The sequence below is a fragment of the Novosphingobium oxfordense genome (assembly GCF_044029435.1).
In the GTDB taxonomy this organism is placed as follows: domain Bacteria; phylum Pseudomonadota; class Alphaproteobacteria; order Sphingomonadales; family Sphingomonadaceae; genus Novosphingobium.
The window spans coordinates 2716837-2743038 of sequence record NZ_CP147005.1 but is presented as its reverse complement, the minus strand read 5'-3'; the positions used below and the strand labels follow the sequence as shown (position 1 = coordinate 2743038).

Sequence of the window (26202 nt, the reverse complement as noted above, 5' to 3'; positions counted from 1 at the left end):
GGTCCGCGCCAACTCTTTACATCGAGGTGTTGAATGAAGGTCGTTCTCGACGGCGGCGAGGTCATTGACCTCGGCGTTACTGAGGCCACGCCCACGATCGGGATCGTCGACTATAGTCGCCGGGAGACCGACGACTATGGCGTGACGACCGTCGTGGAGCGCGGCTTCGCGCGGCGCATGTCCGTCAATCTGATCGTCCCGTTCGACCAGACCGACGCCTTGCAGCGCACGCTTGCGAAGCTACGGGCCACGCCTGCGCAGTGGGTTGCCGATGATCGGTTCGCTTGGCTGAACTTCCGCGGCTTCTACAAGGATTTCGAGATTGATCTCGCGATCCCACCGGTGAGCTATTGCACGCTGACGGTGGAAGCGCTGGTGGCGACGGAGGTCGTTGCCGATCCCGGCGGCGATCCGGCGCCAGTGGGGCAGCTTTCTTCGCTGCAACTGCTTCAGCCGGCCATCGTGGACGACGATACGCTGGCCGCAAGCACGGTGGCTGAGAACGACTATCTGCAGTGGTCAGCGTCCACGACATACGCGCTGGGCGATCGCGTAATCAGGGCCGGGACGCACCGGATATTCGAAAGCGCGGCGCAGAACAACACGGGCAACGAGCCGGAGGGAATTTCCGGAAAGTGGCGCGATATCGGTCCGACCAACCGGTGGGCGATGTTCGACCAGGCGCTGGGCTCTGTTACCACCGCCGCGGGCTCCATAACGGTTCTGCTGGACGCGGGCGCCATCGACGGCATTGCCTTGCTCGACGTGGTTGGTTCGGCCGTGCGAGTGCAGGCGGCCGGGTATGACCGGACGGCGGCGCCGAACGAAAGCGGGACGGTAACCTTTCTGGACCTCACCGGTTTGGCCGGCCCGATTTCCGTAGCCATCACGGGCCCGGGCACAGTTGAGGTCGGTACGCTGCTGGTCGGCCCGCTTGTCGCGCTTGGGCAGACCACCGATTCCCCAAAGGCTGGCATCACTGATTTCAGCCGCAAGGAAGCCGACGAGTTCGGCGATATCCAGGTGGTCGAGCGCGCTTGGGCGAAGCGCATGACCCTGCAGGCGAAAATCCGCACCGACGCAATCGACCTGGTTGCCAACCGGATCGCCAGCGTACGCGCGAAACCTTCGCTCTGGATCGGCAAGGAGGGCATGGAGACCCTCACCATCTACGGGTTCTTCAAGGATTTCTCGATCGCGCGCGACACGATGGTCAGCGATCTGTCGCTGTCGATCGAGGGCTTGAGCACGGCCGGCAAGGTCGACCCCCTCTCGGCGAGCGTAGATTGGCCGGACGTTGGCGATTCTGAAGGCACCAAGCCCGAAGACAATGCGACCGTGGGCGCGCCGGCGGGAACCGACGTGGCAGGAAAACCCGCCGAAGAGGTCGTCAGTCAGCTCGAAACTCAGGATACGAAGCTCGCCGCCCTTGAGGTCGCTGCCGCCCAGGCCGTGATCGATATCGCTGCGGCTATGGCTGCGGCAGAACAGGCTCAGGCTGATGTCGCCGCAGCAGTGACGCAGATCAACGGCGACATCGCAGTCATCAACGCCGAGGCGGCAACGATGCAGGCCGCCTTGGAGCACGCCCAAAGCGACATCACTCATCAGGGCGACGAGATCCTTGCGGCACAGGCCGATATTCTCGCGAACGGCGGCGATATTGCCACGTTGCAGACCATTCAGGGCACGCAGGCGGCACAGATCGGCACCCTACAAACGACCGCGGACAACCAGGCGGGGCAGCTCGCAACGCTCTCCACCACCGTCACGGCGCACGGCGCATCGATCGCGCAGAACGCAACGGCGATCACGAACGTGCAGGGCAGCGTTGCCACCCTCAGTTCGACCGTATCGACGCAAGGTGCTTCGATCACGGCCAACGCCAACGCCATCACCACCCTGCAGGGCAGCGTCTCCACACTGCAAACCACGGTGACGACGCAGGGTGCTTCGATCACAGCCCTGCAAACGGCGAGCAGCTCGCTGGCCGGCCAGTTGGCATCCCTCACGACGGTTGTGAGCGCCGGCGGCGGCCTCATGAACCTCAACGCTGATTTCAACAACTGGCCGACCGGGCAAACCCTGCCTACCAATTGGGCGCAAACGTCGGGGACGATCAACAAGGTTGCAGGCGAGACCAGGCCGACCGCGGTGCAGGGCGTCATGCCTGCCGGAAGTGATATCGTGTTGCTGCGCCAACGTGCCACGCCGAACGCGCCGTGGACGGTCAATGTCGGGAACTGGATCGTCATGGAGGCGGATATCCGCCTAGATGCTGGCTCGCTTGAGGCCTGCGCTTGCGTTGTATCGGGTGTCGGCACTGCGAACGGCCTGCTCCGGTTCGCCCTCGATCCTGACAGCAACAACGTCGTCCGCGGCGCCGGTGTCGTCGGCACCATCTACCGCTACCGCAAGCTGGTGCAGCTGGTCTCCGGGGCATCGACCGCGAACGATTTCTACTTCGGGCATTTCGTCTCGCAGGGCAGCGTTGCGACCGCGACGACGATCACCTTCTTCCGTGTCGGCTGGCGGCCCGCTTCCCAGCCTGAAATCGACGCCGGCCGCGTGGTCGGCATCGAAGCCAACGTCAGCACGCTCCAGAGTGCATCGTCGACCCAGGCAAGTCAGATCGCCACGCTGCAAACGACAGTGTCGACGCAGGGCGGCTCGATCACCGCCAACGCCAATGCGATCACTACCTTGCAGGGCACCGTCACCAGCCTGAGCACGACCGTCTCGACGCAGGGCGCATCGATCACCTCGCTCCAGACCGCCAGCACCACGCAGGCGGGCGACATCGCCACTCTCAAGACGCAGGTCGTGGCCGGCGGCGGCAACCTCGTAACCGACAGCGAGTTCACTGGCGGCACCGCTGGCTGGCCTTCGCTCACCAGTGGCGCCTACCCCATGGTCTTCACCCGCTATCAGGGTGGACAGGTTGGCTCGACGAAGGCCCCGGCCAATTGCAACGTCATTGAGATCAGCCAGACCACCGGCGACAGCGCGGGCTATGGCGAGATCGGCCAGTGGACCTCGGTCGAAGCCGGCAAGTATTATGACCCCTCAGCTTATTGGGCCTGCACGGGCTGCAACATGCAGCTCTATTTCCAGTTCTGGAACGACACGGCAGTCGTCTCCTCTCCTGCCTCTGTCATCCTGAACGGCAAGACAGGCGGACAGTTCATCGGGAACTGGGGGCGGGCGGGCTTTGCAGCGCCGCTGCTGGCCCCGCCAACGGCTACCCGCGCGCGGCTGATCCTGCGCAAGCACTTCACCAACGCTGGGGCGGGGACGAGCACCGGGTGGTGGATGCGTCCCCAGGTCAAGGAGACGACGGTCACGTCAGCCACGCCGCAACCTTACGCTCCCAGCAACTCGACCGCGACGGTTGAAAGCCAGGCGACCACTCTGGCGACGACGAACTCCACGCTTGCCTCGCTCTCCACGACGGTTTCGACGCAGGGCGCGTCGATCACCACGATGCAGACCAGCATCACCACGTTGACCACCAATCTGGCGACGCTGACCACGCAGGTGACCTCGGGCAACAAGAACCTGATCGTCAACGGCGGCCCAGAGAATGGCACCACCGGCTGGACTGCATCGGGTGGCACCATGTCGGTCAACGCAAGTGGTTCCGGCCCACTGCTGCAACTGACATCGACGGCGGCGACCTCGCTCATAAACTCGACCGCATTTTCTGCGGCCGCGAACACCACCTATACGGCGACCTGCAACAGCTACCTCACGGGCCCGACCGGATCGACGCTCTCACTCTCGCTGATCTGGCTCAACAGCAGCGGCACCGAGATCAGCCGCAGTTCTGTAAGGCGCCCGATCCACACCGCTTACAACCCTACGCAACCCAATCGACTTGCGAACATCATCACGGCCACTGCCCCCGCAGGGACGGTCACTGCGTTGTTCCAGGCGCAGATCAGCAACGCCTCGGTGGGCACCGCCGCGCTGATCCTGATCGGCCAGGTAAAGGTCGAAGTGGGAACCGTGGCAACGGCCTATTCGAATGAAGCCTCGGTTACGCAGTCCTTCACGTCGATCAGCACGCTCAACACGCAGTATGCCAGCCTTTCGACCACCGTCGCCACCCAAGGCGTAACGATCACCAGCCAGCAGACGGCGATCACCACCATTAACAACAACATCACAACGATCTTCGGCCAGTATGTGCTGAATGTCACAGCCGGTGGCCTGGTTGCGGGCATTAAGTTGGCGAACAATGGCTCCGCCTCAAGTCTCCGCTTCCAATCAGACGTTGTCACTTTTGAGAGTTCGAGCGGCACAGGCGAGCGCACCGAGTACAGCAACGGCAACTGGCGGGTCTACAACTCCGCGGGCACTCTGAAGGTCCAGTGGGGTGTCAACATCTGATGGGCGCCGGGGTCAAATTCTACAACGATGACGGCTCTCTGTACTTGGGGTTCACGACTTACGCAGGATCATTCTGGGGGTCTTTCTCCACAAACGGGCAGACCAGCGGAAGTTTCACCGATGCCAACATGATCGGGAAGACGCTTCTGAGTTTTTGCCCCACCGGAGTGAGTGTAAACGGCGCCGGATTCGGCGGCGTCAAGGTGACACTTAACAGCGCGACCGGCCTGATTTCCTGGTCGTACCCAGGCACTGCGCAGAGCAATGCCAAGAACGACACCGTCTTCTACGGGGGCTACTGATGGCGGCGGGTTTCATCTGTTACACCGATGACGGCCATTTGCAGATCACGGACAAGCAGGTCTATTTCCGGCTTGAAGCGAAAGCGTCGTTCGATGCGACAACGACAGGGTGGTCGCAGTACGGAAACCAAGGCGGATCCTATCGAGACATCATTTTTAACGGACCGAGTCTTACTGATGCTCCGATGCTGGCCCTCAGTTCCTCGGCCGGCACGTGGGCAAAACTGATCGCCTCGAGCACCGGTAGCCTAACCTATCGCATCACGCGAAAGTCGGCAGCGGTTGTCGACATGTACCTGTTCAGTGCCCGGAGGCCTCCTGCGACCGGAGGCTGTTTCAGGTTATTCGACGACAATGGTGTCTGCATCGTCAACGATGCATATCCGATCGCCCGTCCACTAGGGATGGTCAACGCTTCAGGCTATTCCGGCATCAGCCTATCTGGACGAAAGGCCGCTCACGTCCCGCAGAAGCAGGAGACGTCCAGCTACAACATCTACACGAGCCAAGGGCTAGGGAGCTGTACCTTCAATGGTCAGCCGGCTTACCAAATCACCAATACGACGGGATGGTCTGAGGGTCAGTGCATCGCCACCACCGGTTCCGCATCGGGAACGAACCTAACCTCCGTCGTCGGGCCCGTGAATTACCAGTGCATGCAGACCAATCAACCGCCGCTCGGCTCATCATATAGCTCTGCTGAGTGGAGCAGCCTGATAATCGACGTCACTGGCCTCTGACAGCGGCAAAGTAGCCGCCTTCCTACACACTACCCAAAAAAGGAAATGCAATGCACAACCTCGTGAAGCTGGTTCAGGCCAGCGGCAAAGCCCTTCTCGTGCCCGCCGATGCCATCTCGTCCGGCATCGTTCGATCGCTGTCCCGCAAGGAGCAGGACGCAAATCCGAAGGCGGCTTCGTTTCTTTGGGTGGTCCTCAATGGTATGGCGCAGACCGCGCTCGTACGCGAGCGCATGGGCTTCATTTTGAACAAAGCGGGCGGCAGCTCGTCCGAGCGCGAGGTGGTTGAAGGCGTCGATGGTGAACGCATCTCCATGCCGCGCGCCATATTCTCCTATGCGATCGAAGCCGAACGCATCACCGATGCTCGGGGCAACCTTGTTCCGCTGAAGGATGTGGCCTTACGTGAGAAGCGCGGCGAGGAGGTGATCAGGACCGACGCGACGGCACTGCATACCACGCTGAATAGCCCGGCCGGTCCGGTGTCGTTCTATGTCAAGGACAGCGCAGCAGATCTGTTCGACCTGTTCACCGCCGAGGTCTCGGAAGACGACGATGGTGAGGAGTATGGCGAAGATGGCACGCTGATCGTCAACTGCGATCCCGAGCCGGTCAGTCCTGCACCTCGCTCCAATTCGGCCCGTCCTGCACGCCGTAAGCGTCCATCAACTCGTTAATAGCGCTGCGCGGCTGTTCAAGCCGCGTGAGTTGCGTGCCTACCAAATTGACGTGCCCGCCGACATGATACGCATGGCCGTTGCTGTCCAGCAGCAGCACCACCATGCGGTCTGCCTTCAGATGCTTTGACAGATCGCCTTCGGGCACCGGCCCATTGGCCGGCGGCGCCCGGCGTGCCCAATCCTTCATCTGATCAACCGGGTTCGTCCGCTCTTCCGACATCAATTCGCTCCGCTGCTTCGGCGCGGAAGCATACCTGCACGAAAGGAAAATAGCCATGACAACCCCCGCCCAATTGCTGGCTCAGCGCAACGAGATCGATCGCCAGATTGCCATTGCCAACCTCGAAGGACTCAAGGCGATCCTGGCGCGGATCAAGAGCGGCGACGTCAGCACTCTCGCCGACGATCTCACCGCGTTGCTGCCTCAGCTGACGGCCGACAGCACAATGGGCTCTCCTTATCAGCAGGCCTTGGGGCTGATCTCGAACCTGCAGGGCAACGTCGGGTACTTCGACCGGGAGGTTGCGAAGAGCCAGGCGCTTGTCGACGCCCAGACCGAGCAGAGCTGATGCCCGGGCCCCGCCAGCCGATTTTCGACGCCGCGCGAACGGCCAAGGGCGCCGGCTTCACCCAGGAGCAGGTCGACACCATCAACTATGCCCTCGATCGGGCAGGAGTTCCCAGGGAGACGAATGTGCCCGAGATCCCCGACGATTACTGGCCGCTCCTCGCCAAGATCGAGAGCGGCAACCGCCCCTATATCAAGGCCAGCACCTCGAGCGCCTCGGGCCTCTACCAGTTCGTGAAATCGACCTGGCTGGGCGAAGGCGGCAAGTGGGGGGCCGACGCCACCAAGGCCTTCGGCGGGCTCACCCCGACCGAAGCAGAGCAGACGGCGCGCGCGAAGACGTTCACCGAGAAAAACGTGGCGATCCTGAAGGCCAAGGGCATCGCGATCAACAATGCCAGCCTGTACGCCGCCCACTTCTTCGGCGCAGGCATGGCCGCCAAGGTCATTAGCGCAGACACCTCCGCCCGTGCCGACCTGATCGCGGGGGATGCCGCGACCAGCGCCAACCCATCGATCCTCAAGAACAAGACTGTGGGCCAGTTTCTGAGCTGGTTGCACGCCAAAACCGGCGCTTGGGCCCGGTAGAAGAAAAGGGGCGTATGGAACACTTCTCTCTGTCCGACTGGATCACGTCGGCAGCTTACGCACTTCTGTCGGCCTTCGCCGGCGGCCTCGGCTACGTCATGCGCGAGAACGACAAGGGCAATCCGCTGAACGGCTGGCGTGCCCTGACCGAGATCGCCTCTTCCGGCCTGGTCGGCTTCCTCGTGATGCTGCTGTGCCAGGCCATGAAGATCGACCCGCTCTGGACCGGCTTCATTGTCGGCATCTTCGGCTGGCTGGGCGCGAACGTGTCCATCCGCCTGCTCGAACGCATCGTCTACGACCGCCTCGGCATCAAGCTGCGCGCCAACACCGACAAGCGCGTGGAAGCCGCCCGGGCACAAGAGGAGGATAGGCCATGAAGTGGCTCACCGCTCTGCTTACGCCGTGGAAATCCGAACTGTTCGCCATGGTGGGCGTGCTGGCGGTCTGCGGTATCGGCGCATCGATCGCCGGATATCTGCACATCCAGCGCCAGAACGATCAGATCGAGGCGAAGGATGCCCGGATCGGCGACTTGGTAACCGCGAACAAGGGATGGGCAGCGCACTCTGCCGAGCAGGACCGATTGCGCGCCCTCGATCAGAAGAACGTCCTCGCCCTGCAGGACAAGCTCGCCCTCATCGAGCAGCAGAACACCGCCGCCGCCACGCAACTCAAGGAATTGGAGGCCACGAATGCCGAGGTTAAGGAATATCTCTCTCGCCCTATCCCTGCTGACTTGCGCCGCCTGCTCGACAAGAAGTGAGATCGCCTCGGCGCCGCCTCCCGTCTATCAGGGCATTCCAGCCGGGCTGATGGAGCGCTGCATCGTGAGGGATGTCGAGTTGGTGACTACCGGCGACATCGTGACCAGCCGGAACCTCTACAAGGACGGGTTCGAGAAGTGCGCGGCGAAGGTCGATGCGATCAGAGACCATGACGCCGCAGCGCGGGGTGGCACTGCGGCGTCGGAGAGGTAGCTACGGGCCGGGCTCGATACCGGCTGACAGGCTGTTCCCACGCAACCTGACCCTTCCGCCGAAGCGGCACTTGGCGGGCACGCCCTTCCGTGCTGCCGTAGCAGAGGAAAAGGTATCACGTTGAACCCTGGGAACAACTCACCCTTACGAGATATTAATCGGGGCTGTCCCCAAGGCAGTCCCGGTGTGGGCACCCCACCCCCGACCACACCGAATTAGAGGCCGTTCCCTTCGCGGGGGCGGCCTCTTTCTGTTTGAGATACATAACCGCCTTGTTTACGGGCAGATCTAGAACTAATGCACACTCAAATTTTGCCCCGGCACGTTTGGTATATACCGATGGAAGCCCGGCAATATCGGCACCTCATCTAGCGGCACCTCCGTTTCCTGGATAACTGTAAGCCAGAGCCCGTCCTCGTTCGGGATTACGCCAACCTGGATGTCGGATGCCTCCGCAAACAGGGATAGGTCCAGCCCCTCCAGTTCGTGGCTATCCATAGAGGCGACGCGCTTTCGCTGAAGATGGATTCGCATGTTCGTGATTTCACGTCCTCCATTGGAGGAAGTCAACAAGGCCGGCGATGATTCGGACGTTCAGCCGCAGCCCCGATCGGCCGACCGCATCTTCAATACCGTCGGCCGCTTTGACGCAACCTACAGGACTTCGATCAATTTCCCTTCTCGCGACGACGAAAGCGAGGAGAAATCAATGAAGACCATGCTTTTAGGCACCGCTCTTTTCGGTATTATGCTGGCCGGGACCGCTCATGCGCAGCCTGGGTCGGACGGCTCGCCGCCACCTGCAATGCGACACGATGATAGGCGCGCGCCGCCGCCTCCACCACCCTCGCACTGGCGGCATTCACATGACCAATGGCAGCGGCATGTCGAGCGCTGCTCGGAACGTTATCGCAGCTACAATCCCCGTACTGACCGCTATACCTATCGCCCAGGTCATACGGCGATCTGTAAGCTGTGATCTCGAAAACCGCTGCCATTTAGGCGCCAAGGAGGCGTCGGCTCCTTGGGTTCGGGAAGCCGGCGCCTCTTCTTATATGGCATCGTCAACATCCTGGCGCTCGTGCAAACCGACGGTGTTGTAGAGGTAGCCGCTGGTGTTCTCGCTGATCGGGCGATGGGAAGGGCGCCTCCCCACTAGGCGGCGCAGATCGGCAGGTGGCGCCGAACCTCGGCAGTGCACACCCGCAAATTCGACGCCAGTTCATTATATGAGACGCGATGGCGAAATTGTCCTCTCTTGTCACGATCTGCAAAAAGGGCCGTCGAACTGTCGCCGGATCTTATTGTGGAACTTTCACCGAGAGTCGGAACTTATAGTGTCGGACTGCGGTACGGGCGGTCCACGTCCGGGTCTCACCCCGGTTGCAGGAAGGGGCCGCCGTCGCCGGCGGCCCCTTCTTTCCACGCCCGGCTCGGCCTGAGTATCGCAGCGTCGGCTGTCCGCGCCGACGATTGCTGAGATTAATCGTCAAAGTCACGCTGCTCGCCATCCAAGGGAAGCTTCGCTGGGATGCGCCCGCGCGCTGGCCTGGCCATAGGCGAGCCGTTTGCCAAGCCGAGTCGTAAGTCAGGCGTGAGCGTGGCTACTCAGCTTGTCGCCAATGGCATTCGGCTTTGGGATGAACCGGCCCATTCGCCTCCCCCGCTCGGCTGATCGTCACAAATGGGAGGAGACGATCCTCACGATCAGGCATCTGGTTTCGGCACGGCATGCCGCCGTCGAGGAGAAAACAGATGGAAAACCGCCTTTTAGAGCGTCGGACGCTTTACGACCGTGGATTGAGCGATGGCGAAATTAGCCGCATGCAGGGCGTCGATCCGACTGCCGTGTTGAGATGGCGGCAGAAGCAGGGACTTCCTGCCAACCACAGCAGCGGCCGCCCCGACAATGACCTTGTTCCAATGCGCCAGCTTCTTCACGCGATGGGTTGGGGCGTCAAGAGTATCGCTCGGTTCCAAGGCGTGAACGCGAGCACGGTCGTTCGGTGGCGCAAGTGTCGTGGCCTGGGACCTCAGGACTACCGACCACATTTCAGTCGACGACGCCAAGCTGCAGAGTTTCAGGCGTTGCAGGATCGCGTAGTCAAAGCCGTGGGCTGCCGGCTCCCGTTCGACATCGCCGCCGACGCCGCCGCGACCCTGATGCTGGATGTAATCGAGGGGCGAGTGGAGTTGAACCAGATCGAGCAAAAGGGGAGAGTTTACGGGAGCCGCGCTCTGCGGGAGTTCGCGAACCCTTTCACCACACGATCGCTTGATGCAGAGATGCCAGGAACAGATGGACTGCGCGAAATCGACCGGCTGGCTGACGATACTGCGTCAGCGTGGTTGGAGCGAATGGGGGCGACGGTGCACTGAATTAATCCACCTCGGCAACGACATACTTGCCGAGGTGCGACATGCTAGGCAGCGCAAGCGTGCTTCGGCGCTGTCGAGCTGCACTTATACGTCAGGTAGCAGCCAGTGTTGCCCAATTCTTTGTAGAAGTGGTTGAAACGGATCAACTGCGTCATGGCGCCAGTCAGCAGGGGTTTGATAACCTTTCGGTTTCTCAAAGCCTCGTCCATAAGACCGATCATCGCAAACATGTGGATTTGCGCGGTTTTTGCGTGTCCAGCGTGCGACAGCCGACGTTCGATCGCAATGCCTAGGTAATAGATGAGTTTAAACTCATCAAACGACTCCCGGGGCATCACTCGATAAAGATTCGAGTACCCGCTGATTCCAAATGCAGCCGCACGAAAAATGTCGTCCTTGTTGGCTGTGATGACGTCCTCGTAGATCTTGAGTTCGACGTCAAAATCCACAGGCCCGCTAACCAGCTTCGCGTATGCATGCGCGAAGCTGGCTACGTAAACTTGGACTAGCTTTCGGAAATCGTTCTTAAGCAGATTTTCAAGCGCAGACGACATTAACCCCCCAATACTACCGCCGTGACTTCTTACTGGGCGTTAGCGAGGAACGAGTCCGTCAAGTGCTTGCCGCTCACAAGATAATCGAGAAAATCGCGATCCAACGAGTTTGTGCCGGTCGCATCCTCTTTGTCAACGACCTGCAGGCCGAGATCGAGATGAGTCATATCACCAAGCGACTCGTAGGTGCGCTGCGCTGCGGTGCGTGCGGCCTCCACCCAGGCCTGCTCAGGCTGATTTGTCATATCTCGTTTCCCAACATAATAAGGCCCGCCAAGTCCCAAAAATGGAAACTCAACGGGACTCCAATAGCACAATACCCAACACTTGTTCCCACCGAGTTAACGCGAATATGCGTCTTTTCATCGAAACAAGCCCCCTTGGAGTTCCGCGTTTGCCGCGATTCTGCCAATTTGGCAATTGGGAAAATGCAGCACCTTGGCTGAACATGATGTGTATGATGATCGAACGTCAAGGCGATAGGCGAAGTGAGAAATGATTTCCGATCCGCTTGAGCGCGTGCCCGAGCCCTGGCAACCGCTAGGGAGAGGCGTTGGATGCCTTGCAGAAATGTGAATTCGAAAATCCGCATGTGACCACTGAAGGCAGCGAGGACGAAAGGGTCCTCAAGGCATTCAAAAGGCCCGGGCTTGTCGTCGCCGCCTTTGCCAATGGCGAAGTCACTTCATGCGCGCTGACGCAGACTGGAGGGCAGCACTTCAGCAGACTCCGACCACGTAGGTTCGAATCCCTATCGGACTCCAAACTAGAGCAAATTTTCAATCCATGGTATCAGGCATGGCATTGAAGAATTAGGCGTAAAAAATATGCAGCAATATCAGTTTATTAAATTCTTGATGTAGCTGCCTCCCGCTCCGCCAGCAACTGTTCCAAGCAGTTCCGAAGACTTCCACAACCCCTTTACAAATGGCTGATTTCAGCCAATTGGCGGGTGAAGTTGTTCCAATAAGTTCCAAGGAGTGCCAGCGCAAAGCGGGGGCATTCTTGGGGCACCGGAACCGGAATGTGGGGGCATCGGGTGCTTACGGATCAGCAGTGCAGATCGGCCAAGGCGGATGGCAAAGACCTGAAGCTTGCCGATTCTCAGGGCCTGCATCTGTACGTGACGAAGGCGGGCTACAAAAGCTGGCGGCTGAAGTATCGGTTCGGCGGCAAAGAACGCCGGATCGTGTTCGGCCCTTATCCCGAGATATCGTTGCGCCAGGCGCGAGATCTGAAGGACGATGCGCGCCGCGATCTGCGCGACGGGAAGGATCCAGGCGAAGAATACAAGCGCCGGGCGGCGCGACGTACTTCGGCCGTGGACGAGGAGACCACCTTCAAGGCTGTGGCGTTGCGCTGGCACGAGCTGCAGAAGCCGCAGTGGAAGCCGGTTCATGCCGGCGATGTGCTGCGCAGTTTGGAGCGGGAAGCGTTCCCTGCAATCGGCAGCTTGCCGATCGGCGAGATCCGCGCGCCGCAGATTCGCGAGATGCTTCAGGGCGTTCAGGCGAATGGTGCCATCGAGACGGCGCATCGCATTCGGCAGCGAATTTCGGCCATCTTCCGGTTCGCGATTGCGCACGACTTGGCGGAGAACGATCCGGCGGCCGCGATCGGCGATGCGCTTCAGGCGGTGGTGAAGGGCAAGCAGCCGGCGCTGCTGAAGCTGAAGGACTGCAGGGCCTTCATTCGCGCCTTCGAGAAAGAACCCGGCTATCCGCAGACCAAGCTGGCCTCACGCTTGTTGGCGCTGACAGCGGCGCGCCCGGGCACGATCCAGATGGCCGAACTGGACGAGTTCGAGGATCTGGACGGCGAGGCGCCGATCTGGCGCATCCCAGCGCTGAAGATGAAGCTGTCGCGGGCGAAGTCGGAACGCGAGGAATTCGAGTTCGTCATTCCGTTGTCGAGGCAAGCGGTGGAGACGGTGAAGGCAGCGGCCGAGTTTGCCGCGAGTCGGAAGTTTCTATTCCCCTCGTCCAGGCACTCGCACCGGCCGATGACGGACAACGCGTTGAACACGGCGTATCGGCGGGTGCCGTTGTTCGCGGGCCGGCATGTTCCGCACGGTTGGCGGTCCAGCTTCTCGACGATCATGAACGAGCGCGCGATCGATATCGATCGACCAGCCGATCGCGCAATCATCGATCTGATGTTGGCGCACCAGCCCGAGGGCGTCGAGGCGTCGTACAACCGGGCGGCGTACATGTTGCGCCGGCGCGAGCTCGCGCAGGAATGGGCGGATCTGCTCATGGAGGGGCAAGATCCAGCTATCCGGTTGATAGACCTAAGGCGTCGCGGGATCTGACAAAGGGCGGCCGCGCATGAGCGCGGTCTCTCTGGGCCAGACGGCCGTCGTTGCGCAGTTCGCGCCGAAGAAGCGCACGTTCCAACCAGTTCGACGCAATAGCTACGAGGTCGGGAGCCACCGTGCGAAAGTTTCGCGCATTCATGGCCGCGGAGACGTAAACGATGAAGGTCGGTGGTACCGGACCTTCTTAGAGACTCTGGACGAATGGATCGTCGAAACCCGGGAGCCGGGGAAGGGCATCATTGTGCCTTTCTTCTTCTCCCGGGTCATGGCGGCATTGGTGCGCAGTGCCGACTGGAAGACAGGCGACATCGAACCGAGTCTTGTCGGATTGGCCCTTATGGCTGGTTGCTGCAAGCAAACTGTCGTTGACTGCATCCAGCTCGCCAACGTGCTCGAAGCGGATAAGGACTTCGGTTTCCTGAGCTACGTCCGGCGCTGTGAGCGCGCCGAGGACGAGGATGGGGGCTTCCAGTGGAAGCAGGCGACGAACGCCTACACCTTTACGCCGGAACGGTGGCCGCAGAAATTCTACGACCGCTTCCAGGAAAAGCTGAAGCTTAAGCGTCGCCGATCGGCTGACATGCACCAGAAGGCTTTGGAACGCGCTTCGGCTAAAACTTTCGCCCCCTTGGGACTCGACGAGCCTAAAACGGCCACCAGCCCCAAGCTGAAGGCCGTTCGCGCCGCTTTGGAAAGGTGCCAAGAGGCGGCTTTCCCGTCCGTTATTTCGGCTCACTGCGAGTCTACCGAGCAGGCTGATACCGGGATCAGTCCTAAAGATAGAAAGGAGTGAAGTCGCTTCGGCGACTTCACGCGCAAATTTGATCTGACCCCAAGGCCGAAAAGGCCATTCCCGCACTAGGCGGAGCGTCGGTGGCACCGGCGCGCGGGAGCGGCTGCGCCGCTCCGGGGTGTCCAGGGGGTCAGGAGCAAAGGCCGTGCCAAGTAACTGGCACAGGGTAAGCGGCTAGTTCACTTGAGGCAGGCGCATGTTGACCGCTGGGGCCCGCCAATCTGAAACTTACCTCAAAGTTAACTTGTTGAAAGTGGCCGCATCCGCCACATAGCTCTGCGGGGAAATTGAGAATCTGACGGGGGCGGCGCAAAGGCGAGGTCTCGAATGTCGATTACGCGATGGTTAGGATGTCTACTGTTCCGCCAAGGCCACGCTTGGAGGCGCAGCCGTAGCCGTGACGACCAGGAGGTTTGTTGGGAGTGCGGCTGTCGACGTACCCGACGTTGATCGCCGCGCCGTCATTTCCTGACTTTCAGGTCATCCCGCCCTTCGAGCGCTTGGCTGGGATTCAGAAAATCATGGGATCGAGTAGCTCTCCCCAGCGGTCGAACAGCGCGCGCCGGCGGCCGAGCAGCTCGGCGCGGTTGTAGGCCGCCTCCACCTTGTCCTTCGGGCTATGCGCAAGAGCCCGATCGATGTCGCTGGCGGCATCCGGTCCCAGCGTTTCATTCAGGATCGTGGAGAAACTCGAACGCCAGCCATGCGGTACATGGCGACCCGCAAAGCCTGCGCGCTCATAGAGCGCGCCGATCGCGCTCTCCCCGATCGGCCGGCTCCGATCCCGTCCCGGGAAGACCAAGTCGTCGGCCTGGGGGCGTTGGGCATCATACCCGAACTCGCGCGCGGCCTCGCGTAGCACCGCCACGGCCTGGCGCGAAAGCGGCACGGCATGGGCGAAACGCGGATCATCCTTCTTCGATCGCTTCAGCTTCATGCGCGCCGGCGGCACGCGCCACAGGGGCTCCGCGCCGTCCAGATCCTCGATCTCATCCCACCGCATGCCGCGTACCGCCTCGAGCCGAACGGCGGTGAGCGCCAGGAAGCGAGAGGCAAGCCGGGTGGCGGCGCGACCGGGCTCGCGATCGGCAGCGCCGAGCAACTCGCGGCACTCGTCGGCCGAGGTCAACGCCGGCTGCGGCCGCACCGGTCGGGCGGTGCTCATGGCGCGACCGACATGCAGCGCAGGATCCTTGTCGGTCAGGCCGCGCGCGATGCCATAGCCGAAGATGGCCGACAGGCGCTGGCGCTGCCGGCGCGCCGTTTCTATCCGGCCGCGATCTTCGACCAGGCGAAGTACTTCCAGAAGTTCCGGCGGCTCGATCGACGCGATCGGCCGTGCGCCGATCGCAGGGAAGATGTCGCGCTGAAGGCTGGCCAGGACGTCGGCCGCATGCGCCGGCGACCAGCTGTTCTCGTTATGTCGATACCATGCGCGGGCGACCTGCTCGAACGTCTCGAGCTTTTCGCTGATCGAGGACGGATCCACGCCCTGACGGATCTTGGCTTTCGCTTCTTCGCGATGCGCGCGCGCCTGGGCGAGCGAGATCTCCGGGAAGCGGCCGATCACCAGCAGCTTTTCGCGTCCTTGCCAGCGGTACTTCAGGCGCCACGATTTCGTGCCGGTGGGCGTCACATACAGATAGAGGCCGCTGGCGTCGCTCATCTTATAGGCGCGCGCCTGCGCGGCTGCGGCTTTCACCGCACCATTGGTAAGCATCGTTTCAGATCCTGATGTAAATTGTGTAAATATTTGCGCATTGCGATTTGACGATGTGGTCAATCGTGTGTAAATATTTGCGCATGGAACGGGACAGCAAAGAGATCGTCAAACGCTTACAGGCGGAGGGATGGAGCTTCGTTTCGCAGAAGGGCTCACATGCCAAGTTCCGGAAAAATGGTCAGACGATCATCGTTCCGCATCCGAAGAAGGGACTGCCAACCGGAACGGCCCGGTCGATAGCAAAAGTCGCGGGCTGGATCTGATCCAGCCCGCGCCCATCGCAGCGCTTCGCCAAAACGCTCCGATGGTAAGGTAAAGAAAGGGAAATCAGTGAAGTATTTCTATGCTCTCATCGAGCAGGACGAGGACAGCGCCTACGGCGTGACCTTCCCCGATCTGCCGGGCTGTTATTCTGCGGCCGATCAGATCGAGGATGTCGTCCCCAACGCCGCCGAGGCGCTCGAACTGTGGTTCGAGGATCAGGCAGAGGTCGAACCCATGCGCCTGGACCAGGTACGAACGAAGTGCGCCGACAATCTCGCTGCCGGAGCATCGCTCATTGTCGTGCCCTATATCGTCAACGAGCATCGGGTGGCCCGAGTGAACCTGTCGATCGAGCGCGGGATCCTGGATGCGATCGATAAGGCGGCCGCCGAGCGTCGCCTGACCCGCAGCGCGTTCGTCGCGCAAGCTGCTCGAAACGAAATCCTGGGCGCGCATCGCTGAGAGGCGTCGGTGCGCCCGCTACCCAATTTGTTGCAGTTTGGGGCGGTTTCGTTGCGTGAAAACGGCGGATGATCCCTCCGCCTTGGTCTAGCGTCAGACTGGCGCAGTTCCGCCGTTTCTACGGAGCGCACTGGCTGGCGATACCCCGTCCAGTACCCCCGATTTGCGGCGCCCGCGCGGCCTACTTGGCCAGGCCTTTCATGATCAATTGCTGGCCGAACTCATACGCGCCGAGGGCGTAGGCGTAGCCTGCGTCGCAGGCGTGGAGGTCTGCTTCGGCAGTCGCCACGAAGGCGCCGGCGGTGCCTGCTTCAGAAAGTCCGGCAGGGAGATCGCCGGCGGCGCCGTCGGTAGCTGCGGCACCGGAGCCGGAGTTCTGTGACAGGCGATGAGCAGCGATGTACTCGCGCAGGCCAGCGTTATCCGCCAGCAGCGATTGATGTGATGCTTCAGCATCGGTTGCAATCTCCTTTGAGGCCTTCTCGGCCGCGTCCTTGGCGGCGGTGGCAGCGGCGACCTGGCGAGCCCAGTCGGCACGGTCATCTGCTCGGCCGTGCTGCTCTTCCGTAAGGTTGGTGCGGGCGGTCTGCAGCTTGTCTTCCAAGCCGGTGATGAACCAAAGGCCATCGATCCGCACGGTCTGCACAGCGGCCACCGCGAGCGCAGCACCGAAAAGCCCGGCGTAGATTTTCGCGGTCAGCTCGGAGAATGGGTTCAGCGCCATGGCTTCAATCGCTCCTGAAGGTTTGCAGGCGTTGCGCCGGGAACGACGTTGGTGCGGCAGTACTCGCGCTCGCGGTTGCGGCGCTTGGTCAGTCCTGGAACTGCGACCTTGCGGCCGTTCACCGTGGACTTGTTCCACATCAGCAGCGCTTCACACCCACCAGCCACGTTGCCTGAAGCGACGCGCTTTGCTGCGGTAGACCCGCACCAACCGCCGGTGTTGTAGTCCATGCTCACGCTGGCGAAGATCTGGTGCGGTTGACGCTCCTTATCCCAAGCAGTGCAAGCCATGACGATCTTCGCATGCGCGACCAGTTCCTCCTCGAGCATCGAAGCGCACTGTGCCTCGGTGAAGCTCATGCCCATGCGGATCGGCTTCCCCTTGTACTTGGTCAGGCCGTCGCACGCCGTGGCGACACCGGCGATGTCCAGATACGCCTTCAGGTACTGGCGGCCGGCGATGTGGGTCACCGTGGCCTTTCCATCAGGCGCGATCGCGACCTGAACCTTTCGGCCGCTTTCGTCTTCGGGGATGGTGGTAAGCAGCATTGCGGCCGCTGCCGTACCGACGACTGCGGCCAGGCCGACGAGTTTCTTCGCGGTATCAGCCACGGTCCTGGTCCCGGAAAAACTTCCAGACCAGGAACGCGATCTGAAGAAGCGTGTAGGCGAGGGTGGCAACAAGCACCCAATCTTGCAGGCTCAGGCCGGCAATGGCTGCGGTGCTGACCGCGATCGGGGGCGCAGCCTTCCCCACGGCGCCGGCGTATTCGCCGGCACCCTGCGCGTGCTCAAACATTTAGAAGCTCCGGATTTTTGGAGGAGGAGGAAGTCAGACGGTGGTTGCGAGTTTGTGGGCGCCCCACACGAAGAAGTTCCCGTCGTCGTGGCGGATCTTATCGGCGTCCACGCTGGTGTTTGGCCGCAGTACTGCCACGCGGCCCAAGGGCGTCGCCGCTTTCACTTTGACCGGAATCGACACTGTGGCCGTCATGCCAGCTTGTTCAGTCGTCAGGAGGCCGCCGGCACTATCTACGAACGAGATCGGAATCGTTGTCGTCGTCATGTTGCCGTTGCGCCGCACGCCCTTGACGGTCGCGTGATACGGGCTGTTCAACTGCGCATAGAGCATGTTCGACGGAAGCGTCTGGCCGAAATTGACGGTAAGGACGCCGGCGGAGAAAGCCACCGTTGGCGTGACCGCCATTGGCGTTGTGACTACCCAGGCCGTGCCATTCCACGTCACGGTGAAAACGAAATCGATGAACGTGGCGATGACTACGGTGGTAGTCGTGAAGCCGATACAGCGATTTTCCCAAGCAACGACATCTGCCGCCTGGAAAATCTGTGTCACGGCGGGCGTATGGGTCAGTGCACCGCAACTTGGGTGTGTGATCGTGACGTCCGAACCTGACTTGATACCCGTGACGTCACCAACGAAGAAGGTTGGCACCGTTAGACCGGCGGTGCCCGCCGTGGTCGGGATCGATGACATGTTGCCGTAAATGTATAACGGCATGAAAAACGAAACAGTCGCCTTGTCGAACGCAACAGAAGCGCCCCCGTTTAGCCCAAGGGCCGCAAATGTCTCATCGGGCGTGATCTGGAACGTGCCAACCCGGTTCGCCGTATAGCCGAAAGGAATGACCAGATTGCGGTTTACGACGGTCATGGCACCCGAGAGGTTGCCTGGTTCGTGACCGGCGTCATTGAGCGAGGCAAATCCACCGCCTGCTGCCGGTTGGCGAGGCACTGCCGCGCTAAAGACGAGCTTGGGATAGCCAATTGCCGCAAGGTCGGTGCTTCGCTTCGCGAGACCCTGCTCGACATTTGAGCCGTCGGCTGTACCGACACCCAAGGCCCCTGCTGGTGAGGCCAGATAGTCCGTCGTCGCAAGCTTGCGCTGAAACACGGCTGTCCCGCCATCGTTCAAATAGATCGATACGGTTCCATCGCCATCATCGACGGCGAAGGCCTGACCACTCGCTGTGGCCGCAAGGCCAGCCGCAACGCTGGCGTATGTCGGGCCAGCAGCAGATTCCGCAGTAGCCGCAGAAATGGCCGCCGCATCCGCTTGTTGGGCTGCGATTCCCGCTTGGGTGTCACTGATCCATTGCCAGGCACCGGAGCTCTGAATCCAACGGTAGAATCCCGTGTTCGGCACAGATAGATGGGATACGGGGTCGATATGATCGCCGGCATCATTTGGGACGACTGCGGTTTGGTTTGCAGTTCCCGCGATTACGGAAAGGGCGGCCCAACTCAGTTGCAGTTCGGCGCCCACATACTCCTGCATCAACGCAAGGCCCGGCGCGAGCGTCTGGTCCACTGTAGCGGATTTCTGAGCTCCATCCTGCCAAATGGGAAGCAAGTCGGTCCCGCTCAGCGCCCTGGCTGGCGGGTAATTCGGCAAAGTCGTCATGTTGGGAGTCTCGCAGGCTAGGCGCGACCTATCGCCGCGGGCTGTTGTCGAACAGGAATTAAGATCAGGCGGGCCAGAGCGTGTCGCTGGCGATGTCAAAGGCGGGAAGAATATCGTCGGAGGTGTCGCCGATCTGAGCCTCGATGGCGTTACTTGCGGCGCGGACTGCATCAATTGCCGCGAAGCGCTCATTCGCCTCGTCGCTAGGTGCGCGGAGATCGTTGAGTTGCCGCCATTCCGGGCTGATGTTGAGAATTCGTCGTGAAGCTTCGCGCTTGACCGAAGCAATCAGTTTCGTCCGAACAGTTGCGGGGTCAATTGTGGGCGTGAGGACTTCGGGAGCGCCAGTTTCCGCGCAAGCGGAAATCGTGCCTCCCCCGGCCTGCCCCTCGAGCAGGCCTTGGTATTCTTCATCCGTAATCTCGATGCAGTCCTCGGGCAGATCATCGTGGATGATGGGGTTATAAAATCCGCCCGTGGAACTGGAGTAAAACATAGCCATTGCTCAGTTCCCCACTGCGATGAAGCAGGTCGAAAGTGCGTCATCCGCAGCGGAGAACACTTGGAAGGTCGTCTTCGTGATCGAGGACGTGTCGGTGGCAGGCCAGTTATCCTGCGCATCATTGCCTGTGCCCGCGCCACTTACGACAGCAGAAAAGCAAGCCGAACTGAACGCCAGAGGGAAGGTGATGGTGGTGTTGCTGTTGCCAAGCGCGGAGAACCGCCCCCAGCACGCTTTGAAGCCGTTGGAAAACGCAAGATATCCGTTCTGGGTCAGGCTCGCGGCCGTGACTTTGAGAATGGACGAATCTGCAGGCTGAAACAGCACCCCTAGAGCGGCGAGCAATTGCGCCCGGTTGGTTTTGTCCAACGCGATGCCGGCGGCCGCGATCACCGCAACCAATTCTTCCTGAACCATGTTGGCCCAATCGGCTGTCAGGATGGTTGGGATTTTGCCGGTCGAGGGGTCGCCACGGCCGAAATAGCCGGGCGTCCCAGCGGCAAGCGCCGCCGGCAGCGCCGAAACGGCACTGGCGTTATCGATACGAAACACGAGGGACCTCTTTATTGAATGAGGACGTAGGTGTGGGCTGGCTTCAGCGCATTGAACTCGCAGCCGAGCACGTCTGTGCTCAATCCGCCGGTGTTCGAAACCACTGTGACGACCCAGACAAAGAGCCAGTCTTCGTCATAGAGCGGTGATTCGACGGTGCTGATTTCCACCCTGAAGGGCGAAATCACGGATATCGAGATATCGAAGCCCAGCGCGGCGGCATACGCGATGAAGAACGCCTGGCTTTGACCGCTAGCACCGACAAAGCGAGTCAGGATCTGTGCCGTGCGCTGGTCCAGGGTGGCATTTTCGCCGGCGCACGGATCCGGCAGGCCAAGCGATTCCTCCCACTCGGTAATAAGGTCGAGATTCCTGCCTGGGAGCGACTGGTCGAGTACGGTTGTAGCCGCAGCATCGAGCCGTGCCCATTCCTGGGCCAGGGCCAGGATGAGACGCTGTTGGCCGCTACCGGCCTCGGCCTGCCAGATCCGGCCGCGAGGCAGCAGCGCGCGGATCGCGCCGGCATAGTCTTCAGCAGTGCGGGCCATCAGATGTACGTGATGCTCCCTGCGACGGGCAGCGTGCCGGGGTTGGAAGAGATGTTGCCCGTCGGGCCTGGGCTGACAGTCCCAGCTGACGCTGTAACCTCTGTGATCACGAAACCCGCCGCCCCCGATACCGAAGCGATTTTGGCCTCGATCGCACTGAGCGGTGAGCTGCCGCTCGGGACTGCGGTCGAGAGAAGAGCCGAAGCGAAAGCCGCAGCGATCGCTGTTTTCGTTGTGTCGGTTGCGGTCGACAATCCGTCGATCGTCAGGTCGATCCTGTTTTCCGTGCAAGCAACGAGGTAAACCAGCGCGGTGACCGGTTGGAGTTCGTACAGGGCATTCGCAAGTGCGAGTTGGTCACCGGTTGCGACTACTCCCCGCGTTTCGGCCGTGGCGACGCCGTTGGTTCCCTGCGGGAAGCCGCCGTGTTCGGATCGAACGTCATCCATCATGAACAGTACGCCCACGGTTCCGGCGCCATATAATTTTGGAACGCACCAGGCACGGGTGACGCCTGGAATGCTCAAGGCCCAATTCTCGTAATCTGTCGAGGAACCGCCTGACGCGGGGCGGGCGTATTCAGCGATCATGCGCGTGCGCAGATCATCGTCACGCTCCACGTCGAGGCCCCCAGTGATCGCCTCGGTGACGGTGCACAGCGAATTTATGCCGGAAATGGCCGATGCCAGTGAAAGCGTCGTTCCCAAAACAGTGTTGGGTGACGCTCCAGCTGAAGCCGCGGTAATCCCAGCGACCGCGATGCCATTGATAAGGTCGGTGTCTACATCGACGGTGAAACTGAGACCGTCCGAGCGGGTAAGGACGGTACTCGCAGGAATGGTGCCGGCGGTCCCATTGAAGGTCACCTTGCCCGTCGCAGCAATCGCAGGCTTTCTCGTCACGCCCTTTAGCGCGGCCCAGCCTTCAAGGTATTCGTCCTCGGCCGTGAAAGGCACAGACTGCTTGGTGATCCAGTCGAGATATCCGAAGCAGCCGTCAACGAGTGCAGCTTCGACATCGCCGATGATCGTCAGGTTGTTGTAGCGGAGCAGCGCGTTTACGCCGGGCAGGCCGGCCGCAATGTCAGCGGCGACTTGCTTGCGCAGTTCCGTCAGGGTGGGACGGGAAAATACCATCAGATCAAGTCCCAGAGATTGGCGAAACGGAGGGCTACGTTGGTGCCGTCGCGTCGGTGGATCACCACACGAGATCCGAGCATTCCCGAACGCGTAAATTCGGTTTCGACGTCGATCGACGCGGCAACGCCGTCCTCGATCATCCAGGCCAGGGCCGATTTGATATCGTCTTTGACCAGTTGCAGGACGGTGGGCGTTTGCTTGGACCGCTGTCGCAGCCAGAGCTTTGATCCGATACTGCCAGCCCACCAACCCCGGCGATCACCGGATTGATCCGGCAATTGATCGTCTTCGCCTGCGAGAGCGTCGCTGAAGAGGCTGATGAGTACCGCGGTGGCCAGATCGTGGGATGAGGGAAGGGTTGGTGCAATGATGGCATCGATCAGACCGCCCCCTTCGTCGATGATCGGATCGCCGTTTTCGTCGGTCCACAGCATCGGGAATTCTGGTGTGAACAGCCAATCGCCACTCCCCGAAGGAGCGTCCCAGCTGGTGACGATATCCGTCATGCTTCGTGATCCGTTTTGCCGCTTGTTGCGGTACCGGCGCTGACGCCCGTGTGGCCATGCGCGTTGTAGGCATCGCGCAGCGCGCCGAGTTCGATCTGGGCGCCTGCCTTTAGGGCGGTGATCTGGCCGTCGGCGCTAATAGCGCCCTGCGTGTCGACATTGCCGGCGACATGCAGGTTTCCAGTCAGGAAGACGTCAGGGACATCGATCGTCGCCTTGCTTGCGTTCGACACCCTGATCTCAAGTCCGGCGCCGTCGATCTCGATCCCATCTGAAGTCAGCTTCACCATCGCGCCACGGACATCGTAGATCACGGTGTCGCCGGGCTTCAGGTCGCGCGGCCTGGACGGGCGATGACTGGTGCCCACCACGAGAGAGCAGGAACGGTCGCCGCCGCGGCGAAGCATCACCACTTCCGCGTCGATCGGCGGCACGGAGCTGAAGCCGAATTCGGTAACTCGGCGGACCTTGTCGATCACGCGATCGGCGAAGCCAGAGCCCGCGGCGCCCTCGGTCACCTGCATCTCCTGTAATTCGCCGCTGTCGTCGACGGTAGTGGCGCGACCGATGCCAATCAGGTTGGCCAGAAACTGAGGGATCACTGGGTAACCACCGCAGTTGTGTCTGCGAGGTTGACCGGCACCAGGGAGATCGGCTCGGGCGTGAACGCCTCCTTCGGCATGCATACAAGCTCGGCCGTCGTGCCGCGTTCCTCATCGCGGCGAAAGGTGACCTCGGAGATCACCAGTTTCGCGCCGCCGGTGGCCGCTGGCACATCTACCGGAACCAGGGTGTTCGGGGTCCACAACGTCCCATCGCTGTCACGCCAACTGTCGATCGTCGCTCGTACAAGTTTCGCGCGGCCTGCTCGGCGTTGGGCTTCCCATTTTGCCCGTTGCTGTACGAATACCACCGGGTCGGTGGCGACGTTCTCGACCACAAGGTACATGAGACGATGGCGATCGACGTTGGGATCGCTTTCCTTGTAGAACATGTCGCTCCCGTCGAGCTCCATCATCGCATCCATGGAAGCCATGCAGCAGACGTAGTCGGAATAGCGCTGGTCCATCGAACGCTCGACGCTCCAGGCTTCAACGTTGCTCCCGAACACGACGCCGCTAGATGCTTCGTCTGAGCCAACTGCTGACAACATGATTTTGCCCTCATGGCTCTCGTACGCGAGCAGGCCGGCATTTCGAGCTAGACGCTGGATGATCTCCGCAGGGGTCTCTCCATAATTCAGCGGCCATTGAGGCACGTCCGGTCCTGGCGAAGCGCCATTCGCCATTTCCACGCTGATCGCATACGGCAAGGCCAAGGTGGTCGCGATCGTCTGAGCGTTGCCGCCGATCAACTGGTGTGACGGCCACTCTGCGCCGCAATCGACCAGATCCTGCGTTCGTCCGCGGCCCTGGATCGTGATGGTATGCGTATCGGCGTCGCCGGCATCCATGACCCTGTCCACATAACCTGAAATCACCATGTCATTGCCCAGGAGTACGATGCATTCGTAACCCGCATCGCAGGGGACCTTGGCAGTGGGCGGGATGCTCGCCCGAACTTCGAACGAATTGGGAAATGCCTCTGCGCGCAGCGTGACCTCGATCTGTTCCCACCCGGTCAATTCCACGCGATCCTTGTCGGCGCCGGGCGCCCCCACCAGCAGCGTGAGTTGGTCGGGATCCCGTGCGGTCGACTGACCCGAAATGACGATGTCATCGAGGATGATTTCGTTCGATGCGGTTGTCATGAGGTGAGGGCCTGAAAGGTGACCGGCATGAATAGTGGATGCCGCGGGTTTGCCTGGGTAACCAACTGATCGGACCTGGTCGCGTCGGCGTACAGGTTCTGCGCCAGAGTGAGGGCGGGAAGCGAGGCCGACAGCTGAAACGTACGCATCCTGGCGAGGGTGCCTCCCCGATTTCGCAGGTCGGTAACAATTGCCCCTCGGCACTGCCGCAATGCTGCCGCGCTTTCGTCCGCACGTGCGTCTGCGGCCTTGATCATCAGATTTTCAAGAGCAGGCGCGATCATGGAAATGCGGGCAGCAGCATCATCGGCGCTTTGCGGCTGATAGGTCGCTGCGACACTCGTTAGAGCGGCCGCGAGCGAGCGCACAACAATGTCGCTCAAGGATGTCACCAAGTCCGAGGTGATACCCTCAACTTGGAATGCCATCAGATCGAGAAGCAGGCGAATCGCGTCGGCCGGGCTGGCGCAGGAAGTAACCAACGACGCGATCATTACCTCCACTGCATCTACCACGTCGCCAGCGTCAGCTAGGTCGGCCTGTTCAACAGTCACAACCAAGGCGGCCGCGTTTTCGATAACGGCTGTACGGTTGGCGGAAGCAATAGGGACGATGTCAGCGACGGTGGTTCCCGCCGCGTAGGGGGAGGCGTTCGATCCCGAGAGACCGGAATTTGCGTCTGCGCTGTATCGGCCAAAGTTGCCGGAGAGGTTGGAGGAGATCCGGAACACGGCTGTGGCATCGTAAACGGCCTCGCCGACGGCGTTGGCCCAACTGTCTGCTGCCTTCACAAGATCGGCGACCAGACCGCCTCTTGTCACGGCGCTGGCGATCGCGGCGATCCCCTCCACCTTGGCGGCAATCTTCAGCGCTTTGGCGGCAACCGAATTGAGCGTCGAAAGTGCGCTGCTGGTCGGAAACGTTTGCTCGCCAGACTCAACGAATTCGAGCTCGATGTCGGAGTAACTATTGGCGCCCAGACCCTCGCTGATCGACGCTCGCTCCACGACGACGCTCATGATGCCGAGCGTTGGATGTGTGAGGGTGCCGGCGCCCTTCTTCTCGATCGCGCTTATCAAGGTCGCGCGCTGGAGTTCTACTGGCAGGCCGCCCAACTGGACATCGCCATCAAGGATAAAGCCGCGCAGCCGGAAACGGCGCGGAGCGCGGCCCATGTCCTCGGCCCACGGTTTATCGCGGCCCGGATACTGGTGGAGGGCGATCCGACGGCCGCCGAGAGTATCAGACTCGGTTACCGCAAACGGAACGCCGCGGAAGGACGCTGGTAAAAGCATAAGATGATCTCGCCGCCCTGTGG

The 26202-nt window shown here is 61.1% G+C and carries 31 protein-coding genes; 15 read left to right on the top strand and 16 right to left on the bottom strand.

Translation table 11 applies throughout. The annotated features are described in order from the left end of the window. The first annotated feature begins 33 nt into the window (after positions 1-33). The 4 genes from WBP07_RS12875 to WBP07_RS12860 all read left to right on the top strand — a co-directional run bounded on the left by WBP07_RS12875 (position 34) and on the right by WBP07_RS12860 (position 6111). Positions 34-4392 (top strand): beta strand repeat-containing protein, encoded by a 4359-nt coding sequence (locus WBP07_RS12875; protein ID WP_395391548.1) that lies wholly within the window; start codon positions 34-36, stop codon positions 4390-4392. A 167-nt stretch (positions 4393-4559) separates the two neighbouring features. Next, positions 4560-4694 carry a hypothetical protein gene (locus WBP07_RS12870; RefSeq protein ID WP_395391546.1) on the top strand — a complete coding sequence of 45 codons (135 nt, stop codon included), beginning with the start codon at positions 4560-4562 and terminating at the stop codon, positions 4692-4694. Then, on the top strand, positions 4694-5434 hold the full coding sequence (locus tag WBP07_RS12865) for a hypothetical protein (protein WP_395391544.1): 741 nt from the start codon (positions 4694-4696) through the stop codon (positions 5432-5434). Before WBP07_RS12870 ends, WBP07_RS12865 begins: the two co-directional genes overlap by 1 nt. 50 nt (positions 5435-5484) lie before the next feature. Beyond that, positions 5485-6111, top strand: coding sequence for a hypothetical protein (locus tag WBP07_RS12860; protein WP_395391542.1), 627 nt, complete (start codon positions 5485-5487; stop codon positions 6109-6111). Here WBP07_RS12860 and WBP07_RS12855 read toward each other — a convergent pair. Next, entirely contained in the window at positions 6047-6391 is a 345-nt protein-coding gene (locus tag WBP07_RS12855) for a hypothetical protein (protein ID WP_395391541.1), read from the bottom strand. The two genes, WBP07_RS12860 and WBP07_RS12855, sit on opposite strands and share 65 nt — an antisense overlap. On the opposite strand from WBP07_RS12855, the gene WBP07_RS12850 reads away from it, so the two are divergent. The 7 genes from WBP07_RS12850 to WBP07_RS12820 all read left to right on the top strand — a co-directional run bounded on the left by WBP07_RS12850 (position 6390) and on the right by WBP07_RS12820 (position 10629). Further along, positions 6390-6683 (top strand): hypothetical protein, encoded by a 294-nt coding sequence (locus WBP07_RS12850; RefSeq protein ID WP_395391539.1) that lies wholly within the window; start codon positions 6390-6392, stop codon positions 6681-6683. The genes WBP07_RS12855 and WBP07_RS12850 overlap by 2 nt on opposite strands. Beyond that, positions 6683-7270, top strand: coding sequence for a hypothetical protein (locus WBP07_RS12845; protein ID WP_395391537.1), 588 nt, complete (start codon positions 6683-6685; stop codon positions 7268-7270). Before WBP07_RS12850 ends, WBP07_RS12845 begins: the two co-directional genes overlap by 1 nt. Before the next feature lie 14 nt (positions 7271-7284). Then, on the top strand, positions 7285-7650 hold the full coding sequence (locus tag WBP07_RS12840; RefSeq protein WP_395391535.1) for a phage holin family protein: 366 nt from the start codon (positions 7285-7287) through the stop codon (positions 7648-7650). Next, positions 7647-8036, top strand: coding sequence for a hypothetical protein (locus WBP07_RS12835; protein ID WP_395391534.1), 390 nt, complete (start codon positions 7647-7649; stop codon positions 8034-8036). Before WBP07_RS12840 ends, WBP07_RS12835 begins: the two co-directional genes overlap by 4 nt. 64 nt (positions 8037-8100) lie before the next feature. Next, positions 8101-8250, top strand: a complete 150-nt coding sequence (locus WBP07_RS12830; RefSeq protein ID WP_395391532.1) for a hypothetical protein — start codon at positions 8101-8103, stop codon at positions 8248-8250. Positions 8251-8782: 532 nt separating this feature from the next. Then, positions 8783-9229, top strand: coding sequence for a BA14K family protein (locus WBP07_RS12825; protein WP_395391530.1), 447 nt, complete (start codon positions 8783-8785; stop codon positions 9227-9229). A gap of 776 nt (positions 9230-10005) precedes the next feature. Next, positions 10006-10629: a hypothetical protein gene (locus WBP07_RS12820; RefSeq protein ID WP_395391529.1), complete on the top strand. Its 624-nt coding sequence runs from the start codon at positions 10006-10008 to the stop codon at positions 10627-10629. A 44-nt stretch (positions 10630-10673) separates the two neighbouring features. On the opposite strand, the gene WBP07_RS12815 is transcribed toward WBP07_RS12820, so the two are convergent. Together WBP07_RS12815 and WBP07_RS12810 are read right to left on the bottom strand one after the other, a co-directional pair. Beyond that, positions 10674-11078 carry a hypothetical protein gene (locus WBP07_RS12815; protein ID WP_395391527.1) on the bottom strand — a complete coding sequence of 135 codons (405 nt, stop codon included), beginning with the start codon at positions 11076-11078 and terminating at the stop codon, positions 10674-10676. Positions 11079-11212: 134 nt separating this feature from the next. Beyond that, complete coding sequence (locus WBP07_RS12810; RefSeq protein WP_395391526.1) at positions 11213-11428, bottom strand: hypothetical protein; 216 nt, start codon at positions 11426-11428, stop codon at positions 11213-11215. A 794-nt stretch (positions 11429-12222) separates the two neighbouring features. Between WBP07_RS12810 and WBP07_RS12805 the strand changes: the two genes are divergently transcribed. After that, complete coding sequence (locus WBP07_RS12805) at positions 12223-13494, top strand: tyrosine-type recombinase/integrase (RefSeq protein WP_395391525.1); 1272 nt, start codon at positions 12223-12225, stop codon at positions 13492-13494. Positions 13495-13510: 16 nt separating this feature from the next. Next, entirely contained in the window at positions 13511-14293 is a 783-nt protein-coding gene (locus WBP07_RS12800) for a hypothetical protein (protein ID WP_395391523.1), read from the top strand. Between the two features lie 511 nt (positions 14294-14804). On the opposite strand, the gene WBP07_RS12795 is transcribed toward WBP07_RS12800, so the two are convergent. After that, positions 14805-16013, bottom strand: coding sequence for a tyrosine-type recombinase/integrase (locus tag WBP07_RS12795; protein ID WP_395391521.1), 1209 nt, complete (start codon positions 16011-16013; stop codon positions 14805-14807). A gap of 83 nt (positions 16014-16096) precedes the next feature. Between WBP07_RS12795 and WBP07_RS12790 the strand changes: the two genes are divergently transcribed. Then, entirely contained in the window at positions 16097-16279 is a 183-nt protein-coding gene (locus tag WBP07_RS12790; protein ID WP_395391520.1) for a type II toxin-antitoxin system HicA family toxin, read from the top strand. A gap of 67 nt (positions 16280-16346) precedes the next feature. Next, positions 16347-16742 (top strand): type II toxin-antitoxin system HicB family antitoxin, encoded by a 396-nt coding sequence (locus tag WBP07_RS12785; RefSeq protein ID WP_395391518.1) that lies wholly within the window; start codon positions 16347-16349, stop codon positions 16740-16742. Positions 16743-16923: 181 nt separating this feature from the next. Here WBP07_RS12785 and WBP07_RS12780 read toward each other — a convergent pair whose 3' ends face one another. The 12 genes from WBP07_RS12780 to WBP07_RS12725 all read right to left on the bottom strand — a co-directional run bounded on the left by WBP07_RS12780 (position 16924) and on the right by WBP07_RS12725 (position 26179). Continuing rightward, positions 16924-17466 (bottom strand): hypothetical protein, encoded by a 543-nt coding sequence (locus WBP07_RS12780; RefSeq protein WP_395391516.1) that lies wholly within the window; start codon positions 17464-17466, stop codon positions 16924-16926. Continuing rightward, on the bottom strand, positions 17457-18077 hold the full coding sequence (locus tag WBP07_RS12775; protein ID WP_395391515.1) for a glycoside hydrolase family protein: 621 nt from the start codon (positions 18075-18077) through the stop codon (positions 17457-17459). Before WBP07_RS12775 ends, WBP07_RS12780 begins: the two co-directional genes overlap by 10 nt. Then, positions 18070-18264, bottom strand: a complete 195-nt coding sequence (locus tag WBP07_RS12770) for a hypothetical protein (RefSeq protein ID WP_395391514.1) — start codon at positions 18262-18264, stop codon at positions 18070-18072. Before WBP07_RS12770 ends, WBP07_RS12775 begins: the two co-directional genes overlap by 8 nt. Before the next feature lie 33 nt (positions 18265-18297). Continuing rightward, positions 18298-19794, bottom strand: coding sequence for a hypothetical protein (locus tag WBP07_RS12765; protein WP_395391512.1), 1497 nt, complete (start codon positions 19792-19794; stop codon positions 18298-18300). Between the two features lie 157 nt (positions 19795-19951). Next, positions 19952-20389 carry a hypothetical protein gene (locus WBP07_RS12760; protein ID WP_395391511.1) on the bottom strand — a complete coding sequence of 146 codons (438 nt, stop codon included), beginning with the start codon at positions 20387-20389 and terminating at the stop codon, positions 19952-19954. 3 nt (positions 20390-20392) lie between these two features. Next, positions 20393-20941, bottom strand: coding sequence for a hypothetical protein (locus WBP07_RS12755; protein WP_395391509.1), 549 nt, complete (start codon positions 20939-20941; stop codon positions 20393-20395). 11 nt (positions 20942-20952) lie between these two features. Next, on the bottom strand, positions 20953-21489 hold the full coding sequence (locus WBP07_RS12750) for a YmfQ family protein (RefSeq protein WP_395391508.1): 537 nt from the start codon (positions 21487-21489) through the stop codon (positions 20953-20955). Further along, positions 21489-22625, bottom strand: a complete 1137-nt coding sequence (locus tag WBP07_RS12745) for a baseplate J/gp47 family protein (protein WP_395391506.1) — start codon at positions 22623-22625, stop codon at positions 21489-21491. The genes WBP07_RS12750 and WBP07_RS12745 overlap by 1 nt, the downstream gene beginning before the upstream one ends. Beyond that, entirely contained in the window at positions 22625-23134 is a 510-nt protein-coding gene (locus tag WBP07_RS12740) for a phage GP46 family protein (protein WP_395391504.1), read from the bottom strand. Before WBP07_RS12740 ends, WBP07_RS12745 begins: the two co-directional genes overlap by 1 nt. Continuing rightward, positions 23131-23736 carry a phage baseplate assembly protein V gene (locus tag WBP07_RS12735; RefSeq protein ID WP_395391502.1) on the bottom strand — a complete coding sequence of 202 codons (606 nt, stop codon included), beginning with the start codon at positions 23734-23736 and terminating at the stop codon, positions 23131-23133. Before WBP07_RS12735 ends, WBP07_RS12740 begins: the two co-directional genes overlap by 4 nt. Beyond that, positions 23733-24884, bottom strand: a complete 1152-nt coding sequence (locus tag WBP07_RS12730) for a phage baseplate assembly protein (protein WP_395391500.1) — start codon at positions 24882-24884, stop codon at positions 23733-23735. Before WBP07_RS12730 ends, WBP07_RS12735 begins: the two co-directional genes overlap by 4 nt. Beyond that, entirely contained in the window at positions 24881-26179 is a 1299-nt protein-coding gene (locus tag WBP07_RS12725; protein WP_395391498.1) for a DNA circularization protein, read from the bottom strand. Before WBP07_RS12725 ends, WBP07_RS12730 begins: the two co-directional genes overlap by 4 nt. Positions 26180-26202: the final 23 nt, after the last annotated feature.